Source organism: Aquincola sp. J276 (assembly GCF_024700035.1).
Classification (GTDB): domain Bacteria; phylum Pseudomonadota; class Gammaproteobacteria; order Burkholderiales; family Burkholderiaceae_C; genus Aquincola; species Aquincola tertiaricarbonis.
Genome location: NZ_JAJONC010000001.1, coordinates 95419 through 117894, shown reverse-complemented (window position 1 = coordinate 117894; position 22476 = coordinate 95419). Strand labels below are relative to the sequence as shown.

Sequence of the window (22476 nt, the reverse complement as noted above, 5' to 3'; positions counted from 1 at the left end):
CTCGACGGCGTTGAAGTCGCCGTTCCAGGTGAAGCCCAGCGAGTTGAGCGCGGTCTTCTGGGCCAGCACGTTGTCGGCCTTGTTGTTCAGCAGGTTGCCGCTGAAGAAGCCGGCGCAGGCGGAGGCCTGGGGCGACAAGTCGGTGACGGAGCACACGGCGACGGACTTCGGCTTGGCCTGGGCCGGCACGGCGGCCATCAGGGTGGTGGCGACGGCGGCGACGAGGGAGAGGTACTTCATGGGGTGGTTGAACGGCTGTACTGCGGGACCGGTGTGGACTGTCTTCGTCCCGGCCCGATGGCGGCCATCCTCCCCCCAAGGGGGGTCACCCCCGGAACCCGCAGTTGAGTGGCTTTGTGCACACAGACAGGCTTGCGTCAGCCTGGCGGCCACCCATTCCTCGTTGGTGGGCTCCACCGCCACGGCCACTGCGCTGTCCGTGGCCGAGATCAGCGGCGCATGCGCGGCATTGGCATGCGCATCCAGCCGCAGGCCCAGCCAGTGCAGCGCTTCGCAAATGCGCAGGCGCAGCACCGCGTTGTGCTCGCCGATACCGGCGGTGAACACCAGCAGGTCCAGCCCGCCCAGCACCGCCACCAGCGCGCCGATCTCGCGCACGATGCGGCGCACGTACAGCGCCAGGGCGGCGGCGGCGCGCTGGCCGGTCTCGCCGCCGCCGGCTTCGGCCTGCAGCAGCACCCGGGGGTCGCTGCTCAGGCCGGACACGCCCAGCAGGCCGGCGCGGTGGTACAGCAGCGCGCCCACCTGGTCCACGTCCAGCCGCTCCTGCTGCATCAGGTACAGCAGCGCGCCGGGGTCGAGCGCGCCGCTGCGGGTGCCCATCATCAGCCCGTCCAGTGCCGAGAAGCCCATGGTGGTGGCCATGCTGCGCAGGTCCTGCATCGCGCACAGGCTGGCGCCGCTGCCCAGGTGGGCCACCAGGGTGCGGCCGCGCGCCCGCTGGCCATGCCGCTCGGCCAGCGCGGTGGCCATGTAGTCGTAGGACAGGCCGTGGAAGCCATAGCGCCGCAGGCCGCGCTGCGCATATTCGTGCGGCAGCGGCAGCATCTGTTCCACCTGCGGCAGCGTGTGGTGGAAGGCGGTGTCGAAGCAGGCCACCTGCGGCAGGCCCGGCAGCCGCTGCAGCAGCATCTCGATGGCATCCAGCGCAAACGGCTGGTGCAAGGGCGCCAGCGGGATGTAGCCCTTGAGGTCGGCCAGCACCCCGGCATCCACCCGCACCGGCGCCGCATACCGGCTGCCGCCATGCACCACCCGGTGCGCCACCGCCTGCAAGGGCCGGCCGGCCAGCCGCGCCTGCACCCGATGGTGGATGTGCTCCAGCGCCGCGTGGTAGGGCCGCCCGGCCTCCAGCGCGATGGGCGAGGGGTCGCTGCCGGTCTCGCCGAAGGTGGGCTGCGGTCCGGCGATGCCGTCCACCTTGCCGTTCCATTCGGGGCGGCGCGGCGGTGGCCCGGCGCCGGCATCGAACAGCGCGAACTTGATGCTGGAGGAGCCGCAGTTCAGCACCAGGATCAGGCGGCCGCCGTTCATGGCGGCGCCCGCCGGTAGGCATGCGCCAGCAGCGAGGCCAGCGCGCACGAGGCGATGCGCGACTCGCGTGAATCGGCCCGGCTGGTGAGCACGATGGGCACCCGCGCGCCCAGCACGATGCCGGCGCTGGAGGCATCGCCCAGGTATTCCAGCTGCTTGGCCAGCATGTTGCCGCTCTCCAGGTCGGGCACCACCAGCACGTCGGCCCGGCCGGCCACCTGCGACACGATGCCCTTGACCTGCGCGGCCTCCATCGACACCGCGTTGTCGAAGGCCAGCGGGCCGTCGAGCAGGCCCCCGGTGATCTGGCCGCGGTCGGCCATCTTGCACAGTGCGGCGGCATCCAGCGTGGCGGGCATGGCGGCATTCACCGTCTCCACCGCGGCCAGGAGGGCCACCCGCGGCCGCGGCACGCCGATGGCATGCGCGAGCGCGATCGCGTTCTGCACGATGTCGGCCTTGTCGGCCAGCGTGGGCGCGATGTTGATGGCGGCGTCGGTGATGATGAAGGGCCGCGGGTAGGCCGGCGTCTGCATCAGGAAGCAGTGGCTGATGCGGCGCTTGGTGCGCAGCCCGGCCGCCGCGGGCACCACCGCGGCCATGAGCTCATCGGTGTGCAGGCTGCCCTTCATCAGCGCCTCCGCCCTGCCCTGCGCGGCCAGCTCGGCACCGCGCGCCGCGGCAGCATGGCTGTGCGGCACGTCGATCACCTCGATGCCGGCCAGGTCGTCGGGCTGCAGGCCGGCGGCCTGCAGTGCCGCTTCCAGCTTCGCCCGCGGCGCGATCAGCACCGGCTCGATCAGCCCGGCGGCCTGCGCATCCAGCGCGCCGCGCAGGCTCAGCGCATCACACGGGTGCACCACCGCCATGCGGATGGCGCCGAGCGGTCGCACATGGTCGAGCAGCCGCTGCACGCCCTGCGCACCAGAGGGGCCGGGGCGCAGGGCGGGCAGCGTGGGCGATGGCGGCACGACGGTGGCCGCCGCGGCGGCCTCGCACTGCAGCGTCATGCGCAGGCCGTCGTCGCTGCGGGCGGTGACGGTGAGCTGCAGCGTGTCGCCCACCTGCAAGCGCGTCGAGGTCATGGGCGGTCCTCAGTCAGGAAGGGATCTGCAGCACGTAGCGGCCCGGGGCATCGCCGAGCGTGCGGTAGCCCTGGCGCGGTGCGCCCATTGCGGGCGGCGCCACCGGCGCGCCGCTGCGCTGCTGCAGCCACTGCAGCCAGGCGGGCCACCAGGAGCCTTCCTGCCGCGGCGCCTCGGCCGCCCACGCGTCGGGCGACACATAGGGCGCGCCGGCCGCATGGCAGCGCAGCTGGTAGCTGCGGTGCGGATGGCCCGGCGGGCTGACGATGCCGGCGTTGTGCCCGCCGCTGGTGAGCACGAAGGTGATCTCCGACACCGTCTGGTAGTGCAGCTTGTAGACCGAGCGCCAGGGCGCGACGTGGTCGGTCAGCGTGCCCATCACGAAGGCGGGCAGCGTCAGGTCGCTCAGCGCCACCGGCTTGCCGCCGGCCAGGTAGCGGCCGTGGGCCAGGTCGTCGTGCAGGAAGAGCTGGCGCAGGTACTGTGCATGCATGCGCGCCGGCATGCGGGTGGCGTCGGCATTCCAGGCCATCAGGTCGTTCATCGGCGCACGGTCGCCCAGCAGGTACTCGTTGACGATGCGCGACCACAGCAGGTCGTAGGAACGCAGCATCTGGAAGGCGCCGGCCATCTGGTTGGCGGTGAGGTAGCCGGTCTGCGCCATCTGCGCTTCCAGCAGGCTCACCTGGCTTTCATCGATGAACAGGGCCAGCTCGCCAGGCTCGGCGAAGTCGGTCTGCGCGGCGAACAGGCTCAGCGTGGCCAGCCGCTCGTCGCCGTCGCGTGCCATCGCGGCCGCGGCGATGGCGAGCAGCGTGCCGCCCAGGCAATAACCCGCCGTATGCACCTTCCGGCCGGGCACGATGGCGTTGACCGCGGCCAGCGCATCGTGGATGCCGTGCTGCAGGTAGTCGTCCATGCCCAGGTCGCGCTCGGCCACGCCGGGGTTCTTCCATGAGAGGCAGAACACCGTGTGGCCCTGGTCCACCAGGTGCTTGATGAGCGAGTTGTGCGGCGACAGGTCGAGGATGTAGTACTTCATGATCCAGGCCGGCACGATGAGCACCGGCTCCGGATGCACCCGCGGCGTGGCGGGTGCGTACTGGATCAGCTCGCACAGTGCATTGCGCATCACCACCCGGCCCGGCGTGCAGGCCACCTCGTGCCCGGGGCGGAACCGCTCGGTGCCCGCGGGCGGTGCGCCGGTGGCCAGGCGCCGCAGGTCGTCCACGGCATGCAGCCAGCCGCGCAGCAGGTTGCCGCCGGCCTCGTCGGCCGTGCGCTGCAGCACCACCGGATTGGTGAGCAGTTGGTTGCCGGGCGAGAGCATGTCCAGCCCCTGGCGGGCGATGAAGGCCACCATCTCCTCATGATGCGGATCGACCCCGCGCACACCGCGCGTGGCCGCGGCCCACCACTGCTGCTGCATCAGGAAGCTGCGCTGCAACAGATGGAACGGCCATTGCTGCCAGGCCGGCGCGGCGAAGCGACGGTCCGGTGCCGCCGACGGCGCGGGCGCGCCGCTGCGCAGCAGGTGCAGCAACTCGTCGACCTGCTCCCAGGCCAGCCGGGCCAGTGCCATGCGCTTGCCGGGCGACACCGCCAGGTGCAGCGCCCAGTCCAGCCCCGCCAGCATCACCGCCGCCGGTGACAGCGACGCCGTGGCGCGGGCGATGGCCGCGCGCACCAGCATGTCGAGCCGGTCCTCGGGCGAGCTGGGCGCCAGGCTGGACGACGACGACGATGGCGATGACTGCACGGCCCTGCTCCCTGGGCCGGGCGGCTGCACCTGCAGGCGGTGCGCCGAGGCCCATGACTTGTTGGGGGCCAAGCCTAGGTGCGCGGGCGGCAAGTCGGCTTGATCTGCATCAGCCGGCCGCGCAAGGGCAAATGATGGCCGGGCGCATTGACCGGCCGTTTGGCGGGCCCCTAGCATCGGCCGGTCCCGACTGCACACACACATCGCCCATGCAACACGTCGGCAAGCTGCAGTCCTGGAACGACGAACGCGGCTACGGCTTCATCGCCCCCCACCCACGGCGGGGCAGCGCTGTTCGTGCACATCAGCGCCTTTCCGGCCGATGGTTCGCGACCGACCGTCGGCGAGCACCTGTCCTACGAGCCGGGCACGGGCGCCAACGGCAAGCCGCAGGCGGTGCGTGCATGGCGCCAGGCGATCGGGCGGCCGGGCGCGGCGCGGCGTGCACCAGCCTCCGTCACGCAGGGCCGGCGTGGCCTGCCCCGGCTGATGCAGGCGCTGCTGGTGACGGCCTTGCTGTTGGGCCTGGCCGCCTACGGCTGGCGAGCGTTCCAGCACAACCTGCAGCGCAGCGGCCCTTCGCTGGTGCCCACGGCCAGCGTTGAAAGGCCTGGCACCGCGCCATCGCGCTTTCGCTGCGACGGGCGCACGCAGTGCACCCAGATGACCTCGTGCGAGGAAGCCACGTACTTCCTGCGGCATTGCCCCGACACGCAGATGGACGGCGACGCCGACGGCGTGCCCTGCGAGCGCCAATGGTGCGGCCGCCCCTGGTAGCCTGCGCGCCACCCGCTGCACCTCCGTCCGCCTGTTGACGCTTTCCATCCTCGCCGGCCTGCTGCTGGGCCTGGCCTTCGCCGTGCTGGCCGACACCTTCTGGGTGGCGGTGTTCCGCGCGCAGCCGGTGGGCTGGTTCAAGCGCGTGCTGCAGGGCACGGCGCTGGTGCGCATCGAGGGTTCGGCCGGCGCCATCCTCATCTACCCGCGTGAACGCCGGCTGGAGGTGCAGCACCGCGGCCGCCGGCACCGGCTGGCCTTCGACGACATCCGCGGCCTGGAGTACCGCGTGGAAGAGCGCCCGGCCAGGCTGCAGGAGCTGTTCTTCGGCCTCGACATCACCGACCTGCTGAGCCGCTACCAGGACACCGTGGACTGGTTCTCCATCGCCCTGCTCACCCACGGCGGCGAGCGCGTGCCGCTGTACCTCAGCGGGCGCTGGCAGCGGCGGGAGTTCGCCCTCGGCTGGTACATCGATGCGCAGCAGGCCGTGCTGCAGCGCCTGGGGCTGATGGCCGACGTGGAGCGGCGCAGCCGCGACGCGCTGGACACCCTGCGCCGCCACCTCTGAGATCCGCCGCTGCTGTAGGCCGGCGCCGGCCGACAGCGCCGGCTGCGGACAATGGAGCCCCGCCATGCGCAGCCCTGCGCCGGAGCCCGTCATGTTCTCCCACATCCACCTGGGCACCGCCCATTTCGAGCAGGCCTTCGGCTTCTATGAAGCGATCGCCGACGAGCTGGGCCTGGTGTTGCGTTTCAAGGAGCCCGATCGGCCCTGGGCCGGCTGGCAGCAACCCGGCCACGACCGGCCGCTGCTGATCATCGGCCGGCCCTTCGACGGCCAGCCGCACGCCCCCGGCAACGGGCAGATGGTGGCCTTCCTGGCGGCCACGCGGGAGCAGGTGCGCCGCGTTCATGCCGCCGCGCTGGCCCAGGGCGGCACCTGCGAAGGCCCGCCCGGCCCGCGGCCGGAGTACCACGCCCACTACTACGGTGCCTACTTCCGCGATGTCGATGGCAACAAGCTGGCCGTGGCCTGCCATGCGCCGCAGGCCGAAGCCTCCGGCGCCGCGTTCGACGCCTCCTAGTACCGCCCGGACAGCAGGGACCCCGCATCCGGCGCCTGGGGCTTCAGCTCCAGTGCCTTCAGCATGCGCCAGGTGGTGCACACCGAGGACGACACCACCGGCAGGCCCAGCCGGTCTTCCACCGGCTGCACCGAGGCCAGCGAGGGCATCTGCACGCAGGCGGAGATGACCACCGCGTCGCAGTTGGCGGTGTTGAGCCGACGGCTGATCTCGATCGGCGCGCGCGGGTCCTGCGCGCCCACTTCGAGGTTGTCGCTGATCTCCAGCGACAGCGCGTCCAGCACCTCGATGCCTTCGTGCTCCAGGTAGTCCACCACCAGCGCGGTCAGCGGCTTCATGTAGGGCGCCAGCACCGCGATCTTCTTCGCGCCCAACGCCTGCAGCCCTTCGACCAGTGCACCGGCGCTGGTGACCACCGGCGCGGCGCCTTCGTTCTCCAGCGTGCGAGCGCGCAGCCGCGCTTCCGACGTGCGGTGGTAGCCGCGGCCCATGCTCATGATGGCCACCAGGCAGGCGTAGCCCAGCACGTCCACACGTGCATCGGACAGCTCCAGCGCGCAGCGGTCGCTGTCGGCGTCCATGCGGGCCAGTTCCTCCTTGGTCACATGCTTCATGCGCATGCGGGCCGAGTGGAAGCTGAAGCGCTCGGGCAGCAGGGCCTCGCGGGCGCGCAGCATCGCCGGGATCTCGGTCTCCATCGTGGTGTTGGAGCTCGGCACGATCTGGCCGACGCGGAAATGGGTGCGTTGCATCGTCATGCCTTCCTGCGGTGCCGGATCAGTCCGCACGGATGTTGCGGGCCTTGATCACCTGGCCCCAGTAGTCGGTCTCGCGCGTCACCAGCGCGGCCAGGGCGTCGGGGCCCAGGTAGCGGATCTCGATGCCGGTGCGGTCGGCCATGGCCTTGGCCTCGGGCGTGGCCAGGGCGGCCTTGACCTTCTCGGTCAGCTGCTGCACCACGGCCGGCGGCGTGCCGGCGGGCGCGAACAGGCCCACCCAGGCTTCCAGCTCGAAGTTGCCCAGGCCCGCCTCGGCGGTGGTGGGCACGTTGGGCAGGCCGGGATGGCGCGTCTTGCCCGTCACCGCGAAGGCCTTCAGCTTGCCCGCCTGCACATGGCCCATCACCGAAGGCGGCGTGGTCATGAACACCTGCACCTGGCCGCCCAGCACGTCCTGGATGGCGGGGCCGGAGCCCTTGTAGGGCACGTGGGTCATCTCGAAGCCGGCCGTCTGCTCCAGCAGCGCGGTGCCCACATGCGACAGCGAGCCGTTGCCCTGCGAGGCGTAGTTCAGCTTGCCCGGGTTGGCCTTGGCATAGGCGATGAATTCCTTCAGCGTGTTGGCCGGCACCGAGGGATGCGCCGCCACCACGTTGGTGGCCGCGGTGAGCAGCGCCACCGGCGCGAAGTCCTTCTGCGCCCAGGGCAGCTTGCTGAACATCGACGGATTGCCCACGTGGTAGGCCGAGTACGAGATCAGCAGCATGTGGCCGTCCTTCGGCGCCAGCGCCACCTGCTGGTAGGCGATGTTGCCGCTGGCGCCGCCCTTGTTCTCGACGATCACCGTCTGCCCCAGCAGCCGCGAGAGGGGATCGCTGAGCAGGCGGGCCGAGGTGTCCACCACGCCGCCCGGCGGATTGGGCACCACCAGCGTCACCGGCTTGCTGGGCCAGGCCTGCGCGTGGGCCGGGGCGGTGGTGGCGGCCAGCAGGGCCAGCGTGGCCGCGGAAGCGGCGGTGGTGGCGAGGAAGGCGCGGCGGGGCAGGCTCATGGTTGTCTCCGGACTGCTTGTGGATGGCCGCCATGCTCGCCGCGGCCGGCGGACTTGGGTTGGCATCTGGTTGACACAGCCTCAACCGGTGGTTGAGCATCGGTGCCGCATGCGCTTCAACCTCAACCGATTCGACCTGACCACCCTGCGCCTGTTCGTGGCCGCGGTGGAGGCCGGCAGCCTCACCGCCGGCGCCGAGCGGCTGGACCTGTCGCTGGCCGCGGCCAGCAAGCGGGTGGCCGAGCTGGAGAGCCACCTGGGCACGCCGCTGCTGCAGCGCAGCAAGCGCGGCGTGGTGCCCACTTCGGCCGGCGCCACGCTGCTGCCGCATGCGATGGAGATGGTGGCGCGGCTGGAGCAGATGGCACTGGCGATGGACGACGTGCGCGCCGGCCTGTTCGGTCACCTGCGCCTGTGGGCCAACACCTCGGCCTTCGGTGGCTTCCTGCCGGCGCTGCTGGCGGCCTACGGCAAGGCGCATCCGGGCGTGGTGCTGGACCTGCAGGATGCGATCAGCGAGGACGCGGTGCGCGGCGTGCTGCGCGGCGCGGCCGAGCTGGCGGTGATCGGCGACAACACCGCCGCCGAAGGCCTGCGCACCCTGGTGTGCGACGTGGACGAGCTGGTGCTGCTGCTGCCGCCCGGCCATGCGCTGGTGCCCGCGGCCGGTGGCAGCGTGGCCCTGGCCGACGTGCTGCAGCACGACCTGGTGGCCTTCGGCCGCACCACCTCGCTCACGCGGCAGCTGGCCAGCGCGGCCGAGGCCATCCAGCAGCCGCTGCGGCTGCGCGCGCAGGTGCGCAGCTTCGATGCGATGGGCCGCATGGTGGCCGCCGGCCTGGGCCTGGCGGTGCTGCCGCGCAAGGGCGCCCTGCCCTATGCGCATGCGCTGGGCCTGCGCATCGCGCGGCTGCAGGGCATGACCACCGAGCGCCGCCTGCTGCTGGCCATGCGGCCCGGCGACGGCCTGTCGGCCGCGGCGCTGGCGCTGGTGGCGATGGTGCAAAACTCGCTGGATCATCCCCACGCGAAAGGCGCGACATGATCCTTGACCACATCGGCATCGCCGTCTCCGACTACGAAGCCAGCAAGCGCTTCTTCGACGCCGCGCTGGCGCCGCTGGGCATCGGCCTGGTCACCGAAACCCACGGCTGGGCCGGCTACGGCGCGCAAGGCAAGCCCGAGTTCTGGTTCGGCGAAGGCGGCGAGCCGCAACGGCCGATGCACCTGGCGTTCACCGCTTCAAGCCGCGAGCAGGTGAGGGCGTTCTACGACGCGGCCTTGGCGGCCGGCGGCACCGACAACGGGCCGCCGGGGATACGGGCGCACTACCACCCGAACTACTACGGCGCGTTTGTCATCGGGCCGGATGGGCACAACGTGGAGGCGGTGTGTCATGGAGCGGAGGCGTGACGCGTGTCCTCCACGGATCACAGCCTGCTGTCGTCGTACCGCGAGTCCCTGTTGGAACACCTGTTCGCCGGTGAAGTCATGAAGGCGTTGCACATGGCCTGGGCCTGATCGATGGCCGTCGCGGCGCCGCTGACCACCAAAGTCTCAGGCAGTCCGCCCGCCCGCCTTCAAGGGATTCAGCAGCCGGACCCCAAACCCCTTGAAGTCCGCCACGTTCCGCGTCAACACAGTCAGCCCGTGCACCAGTGCGGTCGCGGCGATCATTGCGTCTTCATTGCGCGTGTCGGACTGCGGTGCATCGGGCGCGCCCAGGCGCGGAAGGCGGCTGCGTCCATCAGGCCACCACGGCGCCGTGGGGCTTGGGCTTGCGCAGCTCGGAGACGAGGTGGGTCCAGCAGGAACATGCTGGGTCAGTCGAAGGCCAACGGCGCACGCCGCCGCAGCTGCCCACGCTGGGGCACCGCCATATCGGCACGCGCCTCGTCGCACAGCAGCAACTGCCTCAGCGATGGCTTGGCGGCCGCCTGCAGCCGCCGCCATTCATCGACGGGCACCAGCACCGCAGCTTCCACGCCCCGCCGGGTGATCATCTGCGGACCTTCGGCGGGGCAGGTTTCCAGAAACTCGCTGAAACGCGCCTTGGCGTCCTGTAGGGGCCAGCTGTGCAGGGGGCACCTCTTGATGACTGGTCGGCTGACCAGGTTATTGCAAGGCCGCCGCCCCTACCGCGCCGCCATCCTCAACGCCCCATCCAGCCGGATCACCTCCCCGTTCAGCGCCGTGTTCTCCACGATGCTCGCCGCCAGCAGCGCGAACTCCTCGGGCCGGCCCAGCCGCTTCGGGAACGGGATGCTCGCCGCCAATGAGTCCTGCACCGCCTGCGGCAGCTCGTCCATCAGCGGCGTGTGGAACAGGCCCGGCGCGATGGTCATCACCCGCACGCCGAACTGCGCCAGGTCGCGCGCCAGCGGCAGCGTGAGCGACACCACGCCGCCCTTGCTGGCCGCATAGGCCTCCTGGCCCACCTGGCCGTCGAAGGCCGCGACGGAGGCGGTGTTGACGATCACGCCGCGCTCCTGCGTCTGGTGCGGGTCGTCCACCGGCGCCAGCTTCAGCATCGCTGCCGCGGCCAGCCGCGTCATGTTGAAGGTGCCGATCAGGTTCACCTCCACCACGCGCCGGAAGGCCTCCAGCGGCATCGGCGTGCCGTCCTTGCCCACCAGCCGGCGCGCGGTGCCGATGCCGGCGATGTTCATCATCAGCCGGGCCGGGCCGTGCGCTTTGGCCGCGGCCTGCAATGCGGCTTCGGCGCTCTCCGTCGAGGTGATGTCGCAGGCCACGGCCAGCGCCTGGCCGCCGGCCTGGGTGATCTCGTCGGCCACGCGGCGCGCGGCGTCCAGGTTGATGTCCAGCAGCGCCACCTGGGCGCCGCGGCGGGCCAGTTCACGCGCGGTCTCGGCGCCCAGGCCGGAGCCGGCGCCGGTCACCAGCGCGGCTTGTCCTTCGATCTTCATCGGTGCAACTCCAGGGGTGGATTCAACGCTGGCGCGGCAGCAGCAGCCAGGGGTCGTCGGCGCGGCCTTCGTACAGCGCCTTCACCAGCGCAGCCCGGTGCTGCAGCACCGCGCGCTGGTTGATCGAGCCCTTGTCGGTCACCTCGCCCTTGTCGATGGACGGCGGCTCGGCCAGCACATGGGCACGCGCCACGCGGTTGGCACTGCCGGTGCCGCCCTGCCACAGCCGGTCGACCAGCGCCTGGAAGAACTCGCGCACCTGCGGGTGGTGCAGCACCTCGGGCGCGGGCGTGTCGGCCGACAGGCCGGCCAGCGTGCGGCACTCGTCCAGCCGCGGAATGAGCAGCAGGCCGATGTCGCCGCGGTTCATGCCGGTGACCACCGCGTCCTGCACGCAGGGCGCGCCTTCGGCCACCACCCGCGCGCGCAACGGGCCCACGCTGACGAAGGTGCCGGTGTCCAGCTTGAAGTCCTCGGCGATGCGGCCGTCGAAGAAGAGGCCCGCCTCCGGGTCGGCCGGGTCCACCCATCGCACCGCGTCGCCGGTGCGGTAGAAGCCTTCCTCGTCGAAGGCCTCGGCCGACAGCGCCGGCTCGCGCCAGTAGCCCGGCATCACATGCGGGCCGCGGAAGCGGATCTCGGTCTTGCCCTGCGGGCCGGCGCCCTCGGGCACCAGCTTGACCTCCACGCCCGGCACCGGCAGCCCCACGTGCCCGGCACGCACCCGCCCTGCCCGCACGGCGAAGGTGCAGGCCGGCGCGGTCTCGGTCATGCCCAGGCTGGTGAAGACGGGGATGCGCTCGCCCACCGTGCGTTCGCCCAGGCGGTCGAGCTGGTCCCACACCGCCTGGCTGAGGCCTGCGCCGGCATACATGAAGGCCTGCACGCGGCGGAACAGCGATTCACGCAGCACGTCGTCGCGCTCCATCGCGAAGGCAATCTCCTCGAAGCCCTTGGGCACGTTGAAGTACACGGTGGGCGAGATCTCGCGCAGGTTGCGCAGCGTCTGCGCGATGCCCTTGGGCGTGGGCTTGCCTTCGTCGATGTACAGCGTGCCGCCGTTGAACATCGCGATGCCCACGTTGTGGTTGCCACCGAAGGTGTGGTTCCACGGCAGCCAGTCCACCAGCACCGGCGGCTCGTCGGCCAGGAACACCAGCGTCTGCCGCAGCATCTGCTGGTTGGCGCACATCATCCGGTGGGTGTTGACCACGCCCTTGGGCTGCTTGGTGGAGCCCGAGGTGAAGAGGAACTTGGCGATGGTGTCCGGCCCCACCGCGGCATGGGCGGCCTCGGACTCGGGCCCAGGCTCGGTGGCCAGCAGGGCTGCGAACGGCGTCACCGGGCGCCCATCCAGCATGCCGTCGGTCAGCACCACTTCCACGTCGGGCGGCACCGCCGCGGCGATGGCCTGGGCATAGGCCGGCCCGCTGGCGAACACCAGCCCGGGCGTGGTGCGGCCGATGATGTGGCGCAGCTTGGCATGGTCCTGCGACATCAGCGAATACGCGGCCGAGATCGGCACATAGGGCACGCCGGCCCACAGCGCGCCCACGGTGAGCACCAGGTGCTCCAGGTCGTTGTCCGACAGGATGGCCACCGGCCGCTCGGCCGACAGGCCGCGCCGGCAGAGCGCCTGGGCCACGCGCCGGGCCTGCGCCAGCATCTGCGCATAGCTGATGCGCAGCCAGTCGCCGCCACCGGGCACCGAAGGGTCGCGCCGTGCCACCAGCGTGCGGTCGGGCGCTTCGAGCGCCCAATGTTCCAGCCGGTCGGTCACGCGCGCCGGATACGGCTGCAGCGGCTCGGGCGAACGCAGCAGCTGGCTGCCGTCGGCACGCTGCTCCAGCTGCACCTGCAGGGCGCCGCCCACGCGGGCGGCCCGGTAGCGGGGCATGGCGTCGTCCATCGGGCTCACGCCGGCTTCACCTTGCCGGCCCGCTTGTCCAGGAACGCGCGCACGCGCTCCTTGGCGGCGTCGTCGCCCTGCGCGATGGCGGCCATCAGCGATTCGACGAACAGGCCGTCGGGCTGCGACAGGTCGGCGATGCGCGGCAGCGCCTGCATCACCGCGAAGTTGGACAGCGGCGCGTTCTGCGCGATCTTGCCCGCCAGCTCGAAGGCCTTGGCCAGGCCCTGGCCCTCGGGCACCAGGTACTGCGACAGGCCGCGCTGCAGGCCCTCCTGTGCATCCAGCACACGGCCGGTCAGCATCATGTCGGCCATGCAGGCCACGCCCACCAGCCGCGGCACACGCGCCGAGCCGCCGCCGCCCACGAAGATGCCGCGCTGGCCCTCCGGCAGGCCGTAATAGGTGCTGGCCTCGGCCACGCGGATATGGGTGCTGCTGGCGATCTCCAGCCCGCCGCCCACCACCGCGCCATGCAGCACGCTCACGATGGGCACCCGCCCGAACTGCAGCGAATCCATCACGCCGTGCCACAGCCGCGAGTGGTAGATGCCTTCGGCCACGCTGCGCTCCGACAGCTCCGACAGGTCCAGCCCCGCGCAGAAGTGCTCGCCCTCGCCGCTGAGCACCGCAGCGCCCACGCCCTTGGGCAGGTTGACCATCGCCGTCTGCAGCTGCTGCACCAGCGCATCGTTGATCGCGTTGCGCTTGGCCGGGCGGTTCAGGCGCACATGGGCCACCGGGCCGGCCAGCTCGATCTTCAGCAAGTCGAGCTGGGCCAGCAGGCCTTCGGCCGGTTGGAATTGAAGGCTCATGCGGGTTGCTCCACCAGGTTCAGCAGCCGCATCGCGTTCTGCTTGAGGATCAGCGGCTTCACCTCGGGCTTGAAGCCGGCCTCGTCGAAGTCCTTCAGCCAGCGCTCGGGCGTGATGAGCGGAAAGTCGCTGCCGAACAGGATGCGGTCCTTCAGCAGCGTGTTGGCGTACTGGATGAGCTGGGGCGGAAAGTACTTGGGGCTCCAGCCCGAGAGGTCGATCCACACATTGGGCTTGTGCATGGCCAGCGAGATGGCCTCGTCCTGCCAGGGCCAGCTCGGGTGGGCCAGCACGATCTGCATGTCGGGGAAGGCCATGGCCACGTCCTCCACCAGCATCGGGTTGCTGTTCTGCAGCCGCAGGCCGCCGCCGCAGCGCATGCCGCTGCCGATGCCCGAATGCCCGCTGTGGAAGATCGCCGGCAGCTTGTACTCGGCGATCACCTCGTAGATGGGCCAGGCCATGCGGTCGGCCGGCTCGAAGCCCTGCAGCGTCGGGTGGAACTTGAAGCCCTTGACGCCGTGCTCCTCCACCAGCCGGCGCGCCTCGCGCGCACCCATCCTGCCCTTGTGGGGGTCGACGCTGCCGAAGGCGATCATGATGTCCGGGTTCTTCTGCGCGGCCTCGGCAATCTCCTCGTTGGGGATGCGGCGGCGGCCGGTCTGCGACTCGGCATCGACGCAGAACATCACGAAGCCGGTCTTCTGCGCGCGGTAGTAGGCCAGCGTCTCGTCCATCGTCGGCCGGCGGCTGGAGCGGAAGTACTTGTCCGCCGCGCGGTCGTACTCCTCGCCATAGTTGTCGAAGGGGTTCCAGCACGACACCTCCAGGTGCGTGTGGGTGTCGATGGCCACCAGGTCTGCGGTATTCATATTGTTAATTTATTGAAGTATTAGCCCGCGCATGGGAGGTGTTTACCCTGAGCCTCCACGCACCGCAGGCGTCTGACGGTGCGATCTGCGCACCGCGGCGGCCGCCCCGCGGGAAAACACGCAGCGAAAGCGCCGGCACAGTACTTAAATTGCTGAAGCATTAAGCGCTTACCGGAGACTTGCCCATGATCCATCGTCGCACCTTGATCGCGGCCGCCCCGCTGTGGCTGGCCGCGCCCCGCCTGGCCGGAGCCCAGCCGGTGCTGGAGAACGCCCGCGTGCTGTGTGGCTTTCCGGCCGGCGGCACCACCGATGCGGTGTCCCGCCGCGTGGCCGAGAAGCTGCGCGGGCCTTATGCCCGCAGCGTGCTGGTCGACAACAAGGCCGGTGCCGGCGGGCGACTGGCGGTGGAGGAAGTCAGCCGTGCCGCGCCCGATGGCAGCACCCTGCTGCTGACGCCCGCGGCCATGATCACCTTGTATCCGCACCTGTACACCCGGCTGGCCTACGGCCCGCGCGACCTGCGGCCGGTGAGCACCGCCTGCCACCTGGCTTTCGGCTTCGGCGTGGGGCCCGCGGTGCCGGAGTCGGTGCGCGACATCAAGGGCTTCCTGGCCTGGGCCAAGGCCAACCCGGAGCAGGCCAACTACGCATCGCCCGGTGCCGGCACGCAGCCGCACTTCGTGGGCGCCCTGCTGGCCAAGGAAAGCGGGCTGGACCTGCGGCACGTGCCCTACAAGGGCTCGGCGCCCGGCGTGCAGGACCTGCTGGGCGGCCAGGTGGCCGCGATGAGCTCGCCGGTGGGCGACTACCTGCCGCACCTCAAGAGCGGCAAGCTGCGGCTGCTGGCCACCTCGGGCGCGCAGCGCTCGAAGCTGGTGCCGGACGTGGCCACCTATGCCGAGCAAGGCCTGCCGGCGCTGACGATGAACGAGTGGTACGGCTTCTTCCTGCCCGGCAAGGCCAGCGACGAGGTGACCCAGCGCGCGGCCGCCGCCATCGCCGCGGCGGTGCGCACGCCCGAAGTGATCGAGGCCTTCGCCCAACTGGGCCTGGAGGCCGCGGCCAGCACGCCGGCGGAGCTGACCAAGGCGGTGGCCGACGAGAACGCGGCCTGGGGCCCGATCGTCAAGCGGGTGGGCTTCAAGCCGGAAGCCTGAAGCCCGGGCCGCCTGCTATTCGCAACGGAAGCTGGCGGCCGATTCAAGGTCGCCGCTGCCCGCATAGCGCGCCACCTGCGGATACGGGCACAGCGGCCGGCTGCGCTGCGCCGACCAGCCGGCCGGCAGGTCGGCATTCACCCCGCCTGCATTGCCCGCACCGCGCGCGCTGGCCGTCACCGCGCCCGGGGCCTGGCCCTGCTCCACCCAGGCCACCAGCGGGCCCAGCAGGTCGAACTGGTCGGTGGCCGGGCCGCCCGAGCAGTGGCCCATGCCGGGCACGCGGTAGAAGCGGGCGAAGTCGGCCGCCTCGCCGCCATGCCGGCGGTTCAGGGCGTCGTACCAGGCGGTAGTGTCGTCGCTGGAGAAGATGGCGTCGCTGGTGCCGTGGTACACAAGCATCTTGGCGCCGCGGTTCCTCAGCGTGCCCAGGTCGTCGGCCTGCGGCGGCTGCATGAAGCTCATCGCGCTTTCGGTGTAGGTGGCATTGGTGGCATTCACCTTGGCCAGCAGGCCGTCGAGGTCGGCCGTCAGCGCGAAGGCCAGCGGATCGAAGCCGGCCACCGGCTCGGGCGGCACCTGCCACACCAGGCCCACGGCGCCCGGGTCGCGGGTGACCGAGTTGCTGTACTTCCAGCTCGCCCAGCCGCTGGTGGCCAGGCCCGCGTCGTACGGAAAGCTGCTGTAGATCAACGTCCCGGCCGGGCTGCGCGCGCCGCTGAACAGGCCTGCGATGCCCGTCTTCTGCGCGGCGCTCAGGCAGCTGCCGTCGCGCGCGCCGCTGCAGGTGGGCACGTCGCGCTGCAGGTCGAAGCGGGCCTGGCAGGCAGTGGTGTCCTGCACCAAGCCATCGGCCACGCCGTCCAGCGCGTCGCAGCGGGCCAGCACCGCGTTGCTCACCAACATGCGTTCGGCGACGGTGAAGCCGGTGGACGGATCGCCTGCGGTGTGGGCCAGTGCGCCGTACACCCGCACGCCGGCCATGTTGGCGATGGCCGCCAGCGGCAGCCGGAAGCCGGGGTTGCCGGCCAGGATGCCGTCGTACTGATCGGCATGGCGTGAGGCCGCCACCATCGCATGACGGCCGCCGTTGGAGCAGCCGCCCAGGTAGGAGCGGTCGGGCTGCTTGCCGTAGGCCAGCTCGATCAGCCGCTTGGCCATGGGCGTGAGGCTGCCCACGGCCTGGTAGCCGTAGTCCAGCCGCGCCTGCGGGTCGATGCCGAAGTTGGGGCCCAGGCTGCCCGCATGGCCGGCGTCGGAGCTGATGACGGCAAAGCCCTGCGCCAATGCATTTGTCAGCGGCCCGCCGCCACCCACCGGGCCCACGGCGGTGGCCACGCTGCCGTCCAGCCCGCCGTTGACCTGGTGGAAGAAGCGGCCGTTCCAGGCCTCGGGCAGCCGCATCTCGAAGCCGATGGCATAGGCATTGCCGTCCACCGCGCTCACCCGGCTGTTCATCGCGCCGGTGACGCGGCAATGCGCGGGCACCGGCTGGCCCGCCACCGTCAGCGTGCCGGCGGGCACGGCTTCGGCGCGCTGGATGGTGGTGTCGGGCCGGTTGAGCCGGCTGGCCAAATCGGTGCAGGCGGCCAGCGGTGCCGGCGTGGCTGCCGGCAGCCGCGGCAGGCTGGCCGAGCCGCCGTCACCGCCGCAACCGCTGACGAGCGCCGCCGCGGCGGCGGGCCACAAGCCGAGGGATAGGGCACGCATGCAAGTCTCCAGATGAAGTCGTTTGCTTCATCTTATGAACTATCTCGGCATGCGCTCTTCGCGCTTTCCCGTAGCTTCCTGCAGGCGTTATTTCAACGCTTGAACTTTTGGCGTGCGGCGTGCGCTGGACTCGGCCGCTGCCGCAGGCGCCGCCGGCCCGCGGCAGCAGGCCACCTTGTGCAGCAGCTCCAGCAGGATGGCGCGCTCCGCGGCCGACAGCGCATCCAGCGCGCTGCGCTCGCCTTCCAGCAGCCGGGCCGTGGCCTGCGCGGTCAGCTTGGCGGCCTTGGGCGTGAGCTGCAGCCGCTGGGCGCGCTTGTCGGTCTCGCTGGGCAGGCGCTGCACCAGCTGCCGCGCTTCCAGCCGGTCGATCCACATGGTGATGTTGGGCGCGGTGACGGCCAGCGCCTTGGCCAACTGCGTGGCCGAGCCACCCGGGTTGCGCTCGATGAGGGCCAGCACCGTGTATTCCACCGGCCGCAGGTCGAACGGGCCGCCCACGGCCTCGTTGAACACGCGGGTGGTGGCAATGCTGGCCTGCGCCAGCTGATAGCCAAGCACCTGGTGCAGGCCGTCCTCGGCCAGCCGGCCGTCGGGGGTGGTGTTGGCGGAGGGGGCGGTCTTCTTCGGCATGGGGGCCTTGTGGGATGCCGTTGCAAGGGAGCGTGAAGCGTCAGCTGTCGCGCCAGTCCTGCCCCGGCATGATGCGTTTCATGAACTCGTCGAACATCGGCACGGTAAACGCGGTGTCGCCGTGGTTCGGGCTCCAGATCATGCCTTTGGCAATCAATCCGCTGCGGGTAGGCGCCAGCGAAGTGACCTTGGCCGGATAGGCCTGCGCGATGTCGCCGGAGCGGTGGGGCCCGGGCCCCAGTTCCGCCATCGCACGCAGGTAGCGCTTTTCCTTCGGCGTCAGGCGGTCGAAGCGCACACGAAAGAAGCTCTCGTCCAGCGCAGCAACGGCGCTGGTGGATGCACGCCGCACATCGTCCACGGTCAACGGCGACAACGCGGCTTGCTCCCAGGTGTGGTAGCCCCACTGCTGCAGGAAGTAGGCGTAGCGGTGCGTCACCGCGATCAGGTAGTCCAGCGCCGGCGCCTCGATGTCGACCTGCTCATTGCGCAACGGCACACGAATCGCACGCTCGGCAGCCTCTTCGGGCAGCGGGCCGATCTCCGGGAAGTCGAACAGTCGTTCGGCATACGACTTGGCGTTGCCCATGCGGCCACGCAGCTGCGGCAGACCAGCGCCCACCAGCACCACCGGCAACTGCTGCTGGGCCACGCGGTGCATGGCAGTGATCAGCGCCGCGAGCTGGTCTTCCTCGACGTACTGCAACTCGTCGATGAACAACGCGACCGCCGTATCGGCAGCCTTGGCCGCATGGCCCAGCTGCTCGAACAGCGCCTGAAGGTCGTGCTCCAGGTCGCCGTTGTCTGCCAGGCCTGCCTCCGGCTCATAGTCAAAGCCGACCTCGATGTCGTTGTAGGTCAGCTTGAGCTTGCTTGCAAAGCCGGCCAGCGCGCGCAGGCCGCGCACCGCGTAGGCCTTGGCTTGCGCGACCGCGCTCAGGCGCAGCAAGGCCTGGCGCAATTGCGGCGCCAGGATGGCAGGCAGGGAGCGGCCTTCGGGTGCCTCGATCCGCACCGTGTGCACGCCAGCGGCTTCCGCATCGGTGCGCACGCGGTCCAGCAGCACAGTCTTGCCCACGCCGCGCAGGCCAACCAGCATCGCGCTTTTTGCAGGGCGGCCCAGGCGGGCGCGTGCAAAGGCGACACGCAGCGCTTCCCGTACACCGTCTCGCCCGGCAAGTTCAGGCGGCGGCGTTCCGGCGCCGGGTGCGAAGGGGTTACGAATAGAGTCCATGGCTCCAGTTTATACAAACCTTTGGCAATTTATGACAGGACCATAAACTGACAAATATCTGTATAAACAGCCCGCCTGCCGCGCGGCAGCCCTACAGCACCAGCACCGCCCTGAAGTCGTTGACATTGGTGAAGGTGGGCCCCGGCACCACCAGGTCGCCCAGCGCCTCGAAGAAGCTGTAGGCATCGTTGCGGTCGAGCAGCTCCGCGGGCTTGATGCCCTGCGCCGCGGCGCGGGCCAGGGTGTCGGGTACCACCAGAGCGCCGGCGTTGTCTTCCATGCCGTCGATGCCGTCGGTGTCGGCCGCCAGCACCCACACGCCCGGCTGGCCCTGCAGCGCGATGGCGCAGCCCAGCAGGAACTCGGTGGCGCGGCCGCCGCGGCCGCTCTTGGCCTTGACCGTCACCGTCGTCTCGCCGCCCGACAGGATCACGCAGGGCCGTGCGAACGGCTGGCCATGGCGGGCCACCGCACGCGCCAGGGCCGCATGCACCTTGCCCACCTCGCGCGATTCGCCTTCCATCTCGTCGCTGAGGATGTGCGCCTCGATGCCGGCCTGCCGTGCCAGTGCCGCCGCGGCTTCCAGGCTCTGCTGCGGCGTCGCGATCATGTGCACCTCATGCCCGTCGAAGCGCGGGTCGCCGGGCTTGGGCGTCTCGGCAGCGCCGCTTTCCAGCGCAGCCCGGGCCGCCGGCGGCACCTCGATGCCGTAGCGCTGCAGGATGGCCAGCGCATCGGCGCAGGTGCTGGGGTCGGGCACCGTGGGGCCGCTGGCGATGACCGCCGGCTCGTCGCCCGGCACGTCGCTGATCAGCAGCGTGACCACCCTGGCCGGAGCGCACAGCGCGGCCAGACGGCCGCCCTTGATGGCGGACAGGTGCTTGCGCACGCAGTTCATCTCGTCGATGGCGGCGCCGCTCTTCAGCAGCGCCTTGTTGACCGCCTGCTTCTCCTCCAGGCTGATGCCCTCGGCCGGCAGCGACAGCAGCGCCGAGCCGCCGCCCGAGATCAGGCACAGCACCAGGTCGTCGGCCGTCAGGCCCCTGGGCCAGCTGCAGGATGCGCGCGGCCGCCTGGCGGCCCGCCTCGTCCGGCACCGGGTGCGCGGCCTCCACCACCTCGATGCGGCCGGGCCGGGCCTTGTAGGCCGGCGGCACATGGTCGTAGCGGGTGACCACCAGGCCCGACAGCGGCGCATCGGCCGGCCACAGCGCATCCACCGCCTCGGCCATCGCGCCACCGGCCTTGCCGGCACCGATGACCACCGTGCGCCCCCTGGGCGGCGGCGGCAGGTGGGCCTGCGTGGTGTGCATCGGCAAGGCACGCTGCACGGCGGCGTCGTACAGCGCGCGCAGGAAGCCGCGCGGGTCTTGGTCGGGGCGGGAAGTGCTGCTCATGGGGCGATTCTGACCGCGAGGCCGCACCGCGCGGATGCGTAGCATCCGCAGGCGCCTGGGCGGCCGGTGCGGGCCGTCAGGCGTCCGGCGCCACGGTGTGGTTGGCCATCACCTCCAGCGCCTTCACCAGCGCCGAGTGATCCAGCTGGTCCCAGCCTTGGGCGGCAGCCACCTGCATCAGCTGCGCGGCGCCCGCCGTCTGCGGCAGCGCCACGCCAATCGCCTTGGCGCCCTGCAGCGCCAGGTTCAGATCCTTCTGGTGCAGCCCGATGCGGAAGCCCGGATTGAACGTGCGCTTGACCATCCGCTCGCCGTGCACTTCCAGGATGCGACTGGCCGCGAAGCCGCCCATCAGCGCCTGGCGCACCTTGGCCGGATCGGCCCCGGCCTTGCTGGCGAACAGCAGCGCTTCGCCCACCGCCGCGATGTTCAGCGCCACGATGATCTGGTTGGCCACCTTGGTGGTCTGGCCGTCGCCGTTGCCGCCGACCAGGGTGATGTTCTTGCCCATCAGCTCGAACAGCGGCTTCACCTTCGCGAACACGGCCTCGTCGCCGCCCACCATGATGGTCAGGCTGGCGGCCTTGGCGCCGACCTCGCCGCCTGAGACCGGCGCGTCCAGGTAGTCGCAGCCCAGGTCGTTGATGCGCTTGGCGAAGGCCTTGGTCTCCATGGGCGAGATGCTGCTCATGTCCACCACGGTCTTGCCCTTCGACAGACCGGCGGCCACGCCGTTTTCGCCGAACAGCACCTTCTCCACGTCGGGCGTGTCGGGCACCATCAGGAAGACGATGTCGGCCTGCTGCGCCACGTCGGTGGCGTTGGCGCAGGCCACGGCGCCGGCCTGCAGCAGCGCCTCGGGCACGCGGCCATGGGTGGTGGCGAACACCGTGTGGTCGGCGGCCAGCAGGTGGCCGGCCATGGGTGCGCCCATGATGCCCAGGCCGATGAATCCCAGTTTCATGCGTGTGTCTTTCAGTAGATGAAGCGCTGGCGCCAGTTCAGGCCGGCTTCGGTGGTGGACAGCGGCTTGTATTCGCAGCCGATGTAGCCCGTGTAGCCGATGCGGTCGATGTGCCGGAACAGGAAGTTCCAGTTCAGCTCGCCGGTGCCGGGCTCGTTGCGGCCCGGGTTGTCGGCCAGCTGGATGTGGTCGATGCGCGAGAGGTGTTGCTGCAGCGTGGCCGCGATCTCGCCCTCCGTGCGCTGCGCGTGGTAGATGTCGTACTGCACGTAGGCATTGGCCGCGGCCACCTCGTCCAGCAGCGCCACCGCGTCGTCGGTGCGGTTGAGCACGAAGCCGGGGATGTCGAAGCGGTTGATCGGCTCCACCAGCAGCTTCAACCCGGCCTTGTTCAGCTCGGCCGCTGCAAAGCGCAGGTTGTCCACCAGCGTGCGGCGCAGCGTGGCCGCGTCCACGCCAGCCGGCGCCTTGCCCACCAGGCAGTTGAGCCGCGGCGTGCCCAGCGAGGTGGCCACGTCGATGGCGCGCATCACGCCATCGCGGAACTCGGCCTGCCGATCGGGGTGGCAGGCGATGCCGCGCTCGCCGGCGTCCCAGTTGCCGGCAGGCAGGTTGTGCAGCACCAGCTTCAGGCCGTTGGCATCGAGCCGGCGGCGGATCTCCGCCGTCTCGAAGGCATACGGGAACAGGAACTCCACCGCATCAAAACCGGCCCGGGCCGCGGGCTCGAAGCGGTCGAGGAAGGGCCGTTCGGCGAACAGCATCGTCAGGTTGGCCGCGAACTTCGGCATGGATTCTCCTTGTCTAGACAACTCGGCAAGG

Annotated in this window: 20 protein-coding genes and 2 pseudogenes; 6 read left to right on the top strand and 16 right to left on the bottom strand. The window is 70.8% G+C overall.

What is annotated here, in order from left to right:
* Window positions 1-381: 381 nt before the first annotated feature.
* The 3 genes and pseudogenes from LRS14_RS00590 to LRS14_RS00580 all read right to left on the bottom strand — a co-directional run.
* A pseudogene (locus tag LRS14_RS00590) lies at window positions 382-1554 on the bottom strand (acetate/propionate family kinase); the annotation flags it as partial.
* On the bottom strand, window positions 1551-2639 hold the full coding sequence (locus LRS14_RS00585) for a bifunctional enoyl-CoA hydratase/phosphate acetyltransferase (protein ID WP_257798201.1): 1089 nt from the start codon (window positions 2637-2639) through the stop codon (window positions 1551-1553). The gene LRS14_RS00585 and the pseudogene LRS14_RS00590, both read right to left, overlap by 4 nt.
* A 13-nt stretch (window positions 2640-2652) precedes the next feature.
* Window positions 2653-4332 carry a PHA/PHB synthase family protein gene (locus LRS14_RS00580; protein WP_404977566.1) on the bottom strand — a complete coding sequence of 560 codons (1680 nt, stop codon included), beginning with the start codon at window positions 4330-4332 and terminating at the stop codon, window positions 2653-2655.
* A 363-nt stretch (window positions 4333-4695) separates the two neighbouring features.
* Between LRS14_RS00580 and LRS14_RS00575 the strand changes: the two genes are divergently transcribed.
* The 3 genes from LRS14_RS00575 to LRS14_RS00565 all read left to right on the top strand — a co-directional run bounded on the left by LRS14_RS00575 (window position 4696) and on the right by LRS14_RS00565 (window position 6263).
* Window positions 4696-5175 (top strand): excalibur calcium-binding domain-containing protein, encoded by a 480-nt coding sequence (locus LRS14_RS00575; RefSeq protein WP_257798199.1) that lies wholly within the window; start codon window positions 4696-4698, stop codon window positions 5173-5175.
* Window positions 5176-5209: 34 nt separating this feature from the next.
* Window positions 5210-5746 carry a hypothetical protein gene (locus LRS14_RS00570; protein WP_257798198.1) on the top strand — a complete coding sequence of 179 codons (537 nt, stop codon included), beginning with the start codon at window positions 5210-5212 and terminating at the stop codon, window positions 5744-5746.
* A 91-nt stretch (window positions 5747-5837) separates the two neighbouring features.
* On the top strand, window positions 5838-6263 hold the full coding sequence (locus LRS14_RS00565; RefSeq protein WP_257798197.1) for a VOC family protein: 426 nt from the start codon (window positions 5838-5840) through the stop codon (window positions 6261-6263).
* On the opposite strand, the gene LRS14_RS00560 is transcribed toward LRS14_RS00565, so the two are convergent.
* Complete coding sequence (locus LRS14_RS00560) at window positions 6260-7021, bottom strand: Asp/Glu racemase (protein WP_310740779.1); 762 nt, start codon at window positions 7019-7021, stop codon at window positions 6260-6262. The two genes, LRS14_RS00565 and LRS14_RS00560, sit on opposite strands and share 4 nt — an antisense overlap.
* A gap of 19 nt (window positions 7022-7040) precedes the next feature.
* A complete protein-coding gene (locus LRS14_RS00555) occupies window positions 7041-8033 on the bottom strand; it encodes a tripartite tricarboxylate transporter substrate binding protein (RefSeq protein WP_257798196.1) in 993 nt (330 codons plus the stop codon).
* A 109-nt stretch (window positions 8034-8142) separates the two neighbouring features.
* On the opposite strand from LRS14_RS00555, the gene LRS14_RS00550 reads away from it, so the two are divergent.
* Entirely contained in the window at window positions 8143-9078 is a 936-nt protein-coding gene (locus tag LRS14_RS00550) for a LysR family transcriptional regulator (protein ID WP_046114576.1), read from the top strand.
* The gene (locus LRS14_RS00545; protein WP_257800382.1) at window positions 9078-9446 is read left to right on the top strand and encodes a VOC family protein; all 369 of its coding nucleotides are present in this window, start codon (window positions 9078-9080) and stop codon (window positions 9444-9446) included. Before LRS14_RS00550 ends, LRS14_RS00545 begins: the two co-directional genes overlap by 1 nt.
* Window positions 9447-9856: 410 nt before the next feature.
* On the opposite strand, the gene LRS14_RS00540 is transcribed toward LRS14_RS00545, so the two are convergent.
* From LRS14_RS00540 to LRS14_RS00520, 5 genes are read right to left on the bottom strand one after another with little or no spacing between them, the layout of a single operon-like run.
* Window positions 9857-10114, bottom strand: coding sequence for a type II toxin-antitoxin system Phd/YefM family antitoxin (locus tag LRS14_RS00540; protein ID WP_257800381.1), 258 nt, complete (start codon window positions 10112-10114; stop codon window positions 9857-9859).
* Between the two features lie 54 nt (window positions 10115-10168).
* Window positions 10169-10960, bottom strand: coding sequence for an SDR family NAD(P)-dependent oxidoreductase (locus LRS14_RS00535; RefSeq protein ID WP_257798195.1), 792 nt, complete (start codon window positions 10958-10960; stop codon window positions 10169-10171).
* Window positions 10961-10982: 22 nt separating this feature from the next.
* Window positions 10983-12869 (bottom strand): feruloyl-CoA synthase, encoded by a 1887-nt coding sequence (locus LRS14_RS00530; protein WP_257800380.1) that lies wholly within the window; start codon window positions 12867-12869, stop codon window positions 10983-10985.
* A 5-nt stretch (window positions 12870-12874) separates the two neighbouring features.
* Window positions 12875-13684, bottom strand: coding sequence for a crotonase/enoyl-CoA hydratase family protein (locus tag LRS14_RS00525; protein WP_257798194.1), 810 nt, complete (start codon window positions 13682-13684; stop codon window positions 12875-12877).
* Window positions 13681-14556, bottom strand: coding sequence for an amidohydrolase family protein (locus LRS14_RS00520; protein ID WP_046114580.1), 876 nt, complete (start codon window positions 14554-14556; stop codon window positions 13681-13683). Before LRS14_RS00520 ends, LRS14_RS00525 begins: the two co-directional genes overlap by 4 nt.
* Before the next feature lie 185 nt (window positions 14557-14741).
* On the opposite strand from LRS14_RS00520, the gene LRS14_RS00515 reads away from it, so the two are divergent.
* Window positions 14742-15716, top strand: coding sequence for a Bug family tripartite tricarboxylate transporter substrate binding protein (locus tag LRS14_RS00515; protein WP_257798193.1), 975 nt, complete (start codon window positions 14742-14744; stop codon window positions 15714-15716).
* Window positions 15717-15731: 15 nt separating this feature from the next.
* On the opposite strand, the gene LRS14_RS00510 is transcribed toward LRS14_RS00515, so the two are convergent.
* The 6 genes and pseudogenes from LRS14_RS00510 to hyi form a co-directional block, all read right to left on the bottom strand.
* Window positions 15732-17426, bottom strand: coding sequence for a tannase/feruloyl esterase family alpha/beta hydrolase (locus LRS14_RS00510; protein ID WP_257798192.1), 1695 nt, complete (start codon window positions 17424-17426; stop codon window positions 15732-15734).
* A gap of 87 nt (window positions 17427-17513) precedes the next feature.
* On the bottom strand, window positions 17514-18059 hold the full coding sequence (locus tag LRS14_RS00505; RefSeq protein WP_052736470.1) for a MarR family winged helix-turn-helix transcriptional regulator: 546 nt from the start codon (window positions 18057-18059) through the stop codon (window positions 17514-17516).
* A gap of 40 nt (window positions 18060-18099) precedes the next feature.
* Window positions 18100-19293, bottom strand: a complete 1194-nt coding sequence (locus LRS14_RS00500) for an ATP-binding protein (RefSeq protein ID WP_257798191.1) — start codon at window positions 19291-19293, stop codon at window positions 18100-18102.
* Between the two features lie 91 nt (window positions 19294-19384).
* A pseudogene (locus LRS14_RS00495) lies at window positions 19385-20690 on the bottom strand (glycerate kinase).
* Window positions 20691-20766: 76 nt separating this feature from the next.
* Entirely contained in the window at window positions 20767-21654 is an 888-nt protein-coding gene (gene glxR, locus LRS14_RS00490; RefSeq protein WP_257798190.1) for a 2-hydroxy-3-oxopropionate reductase, read from the bottom strand.
* An 11-nt stretch (window positions 21655-21665) separates the two neighbouring features.
* Window positions 21666-22445: a hydroxypyruvate isomerase gene (gene hyi, locus LRS14_RS00485; protein WP_257798189.1), complete on the bottom strand. Its 780-nt coding sequence runs from the start codon at window positions 22443-22445 to the stop codon at window positions 21666-21668.
* Window positions 22446-22476: the final 31 nt, after the last annotated feature.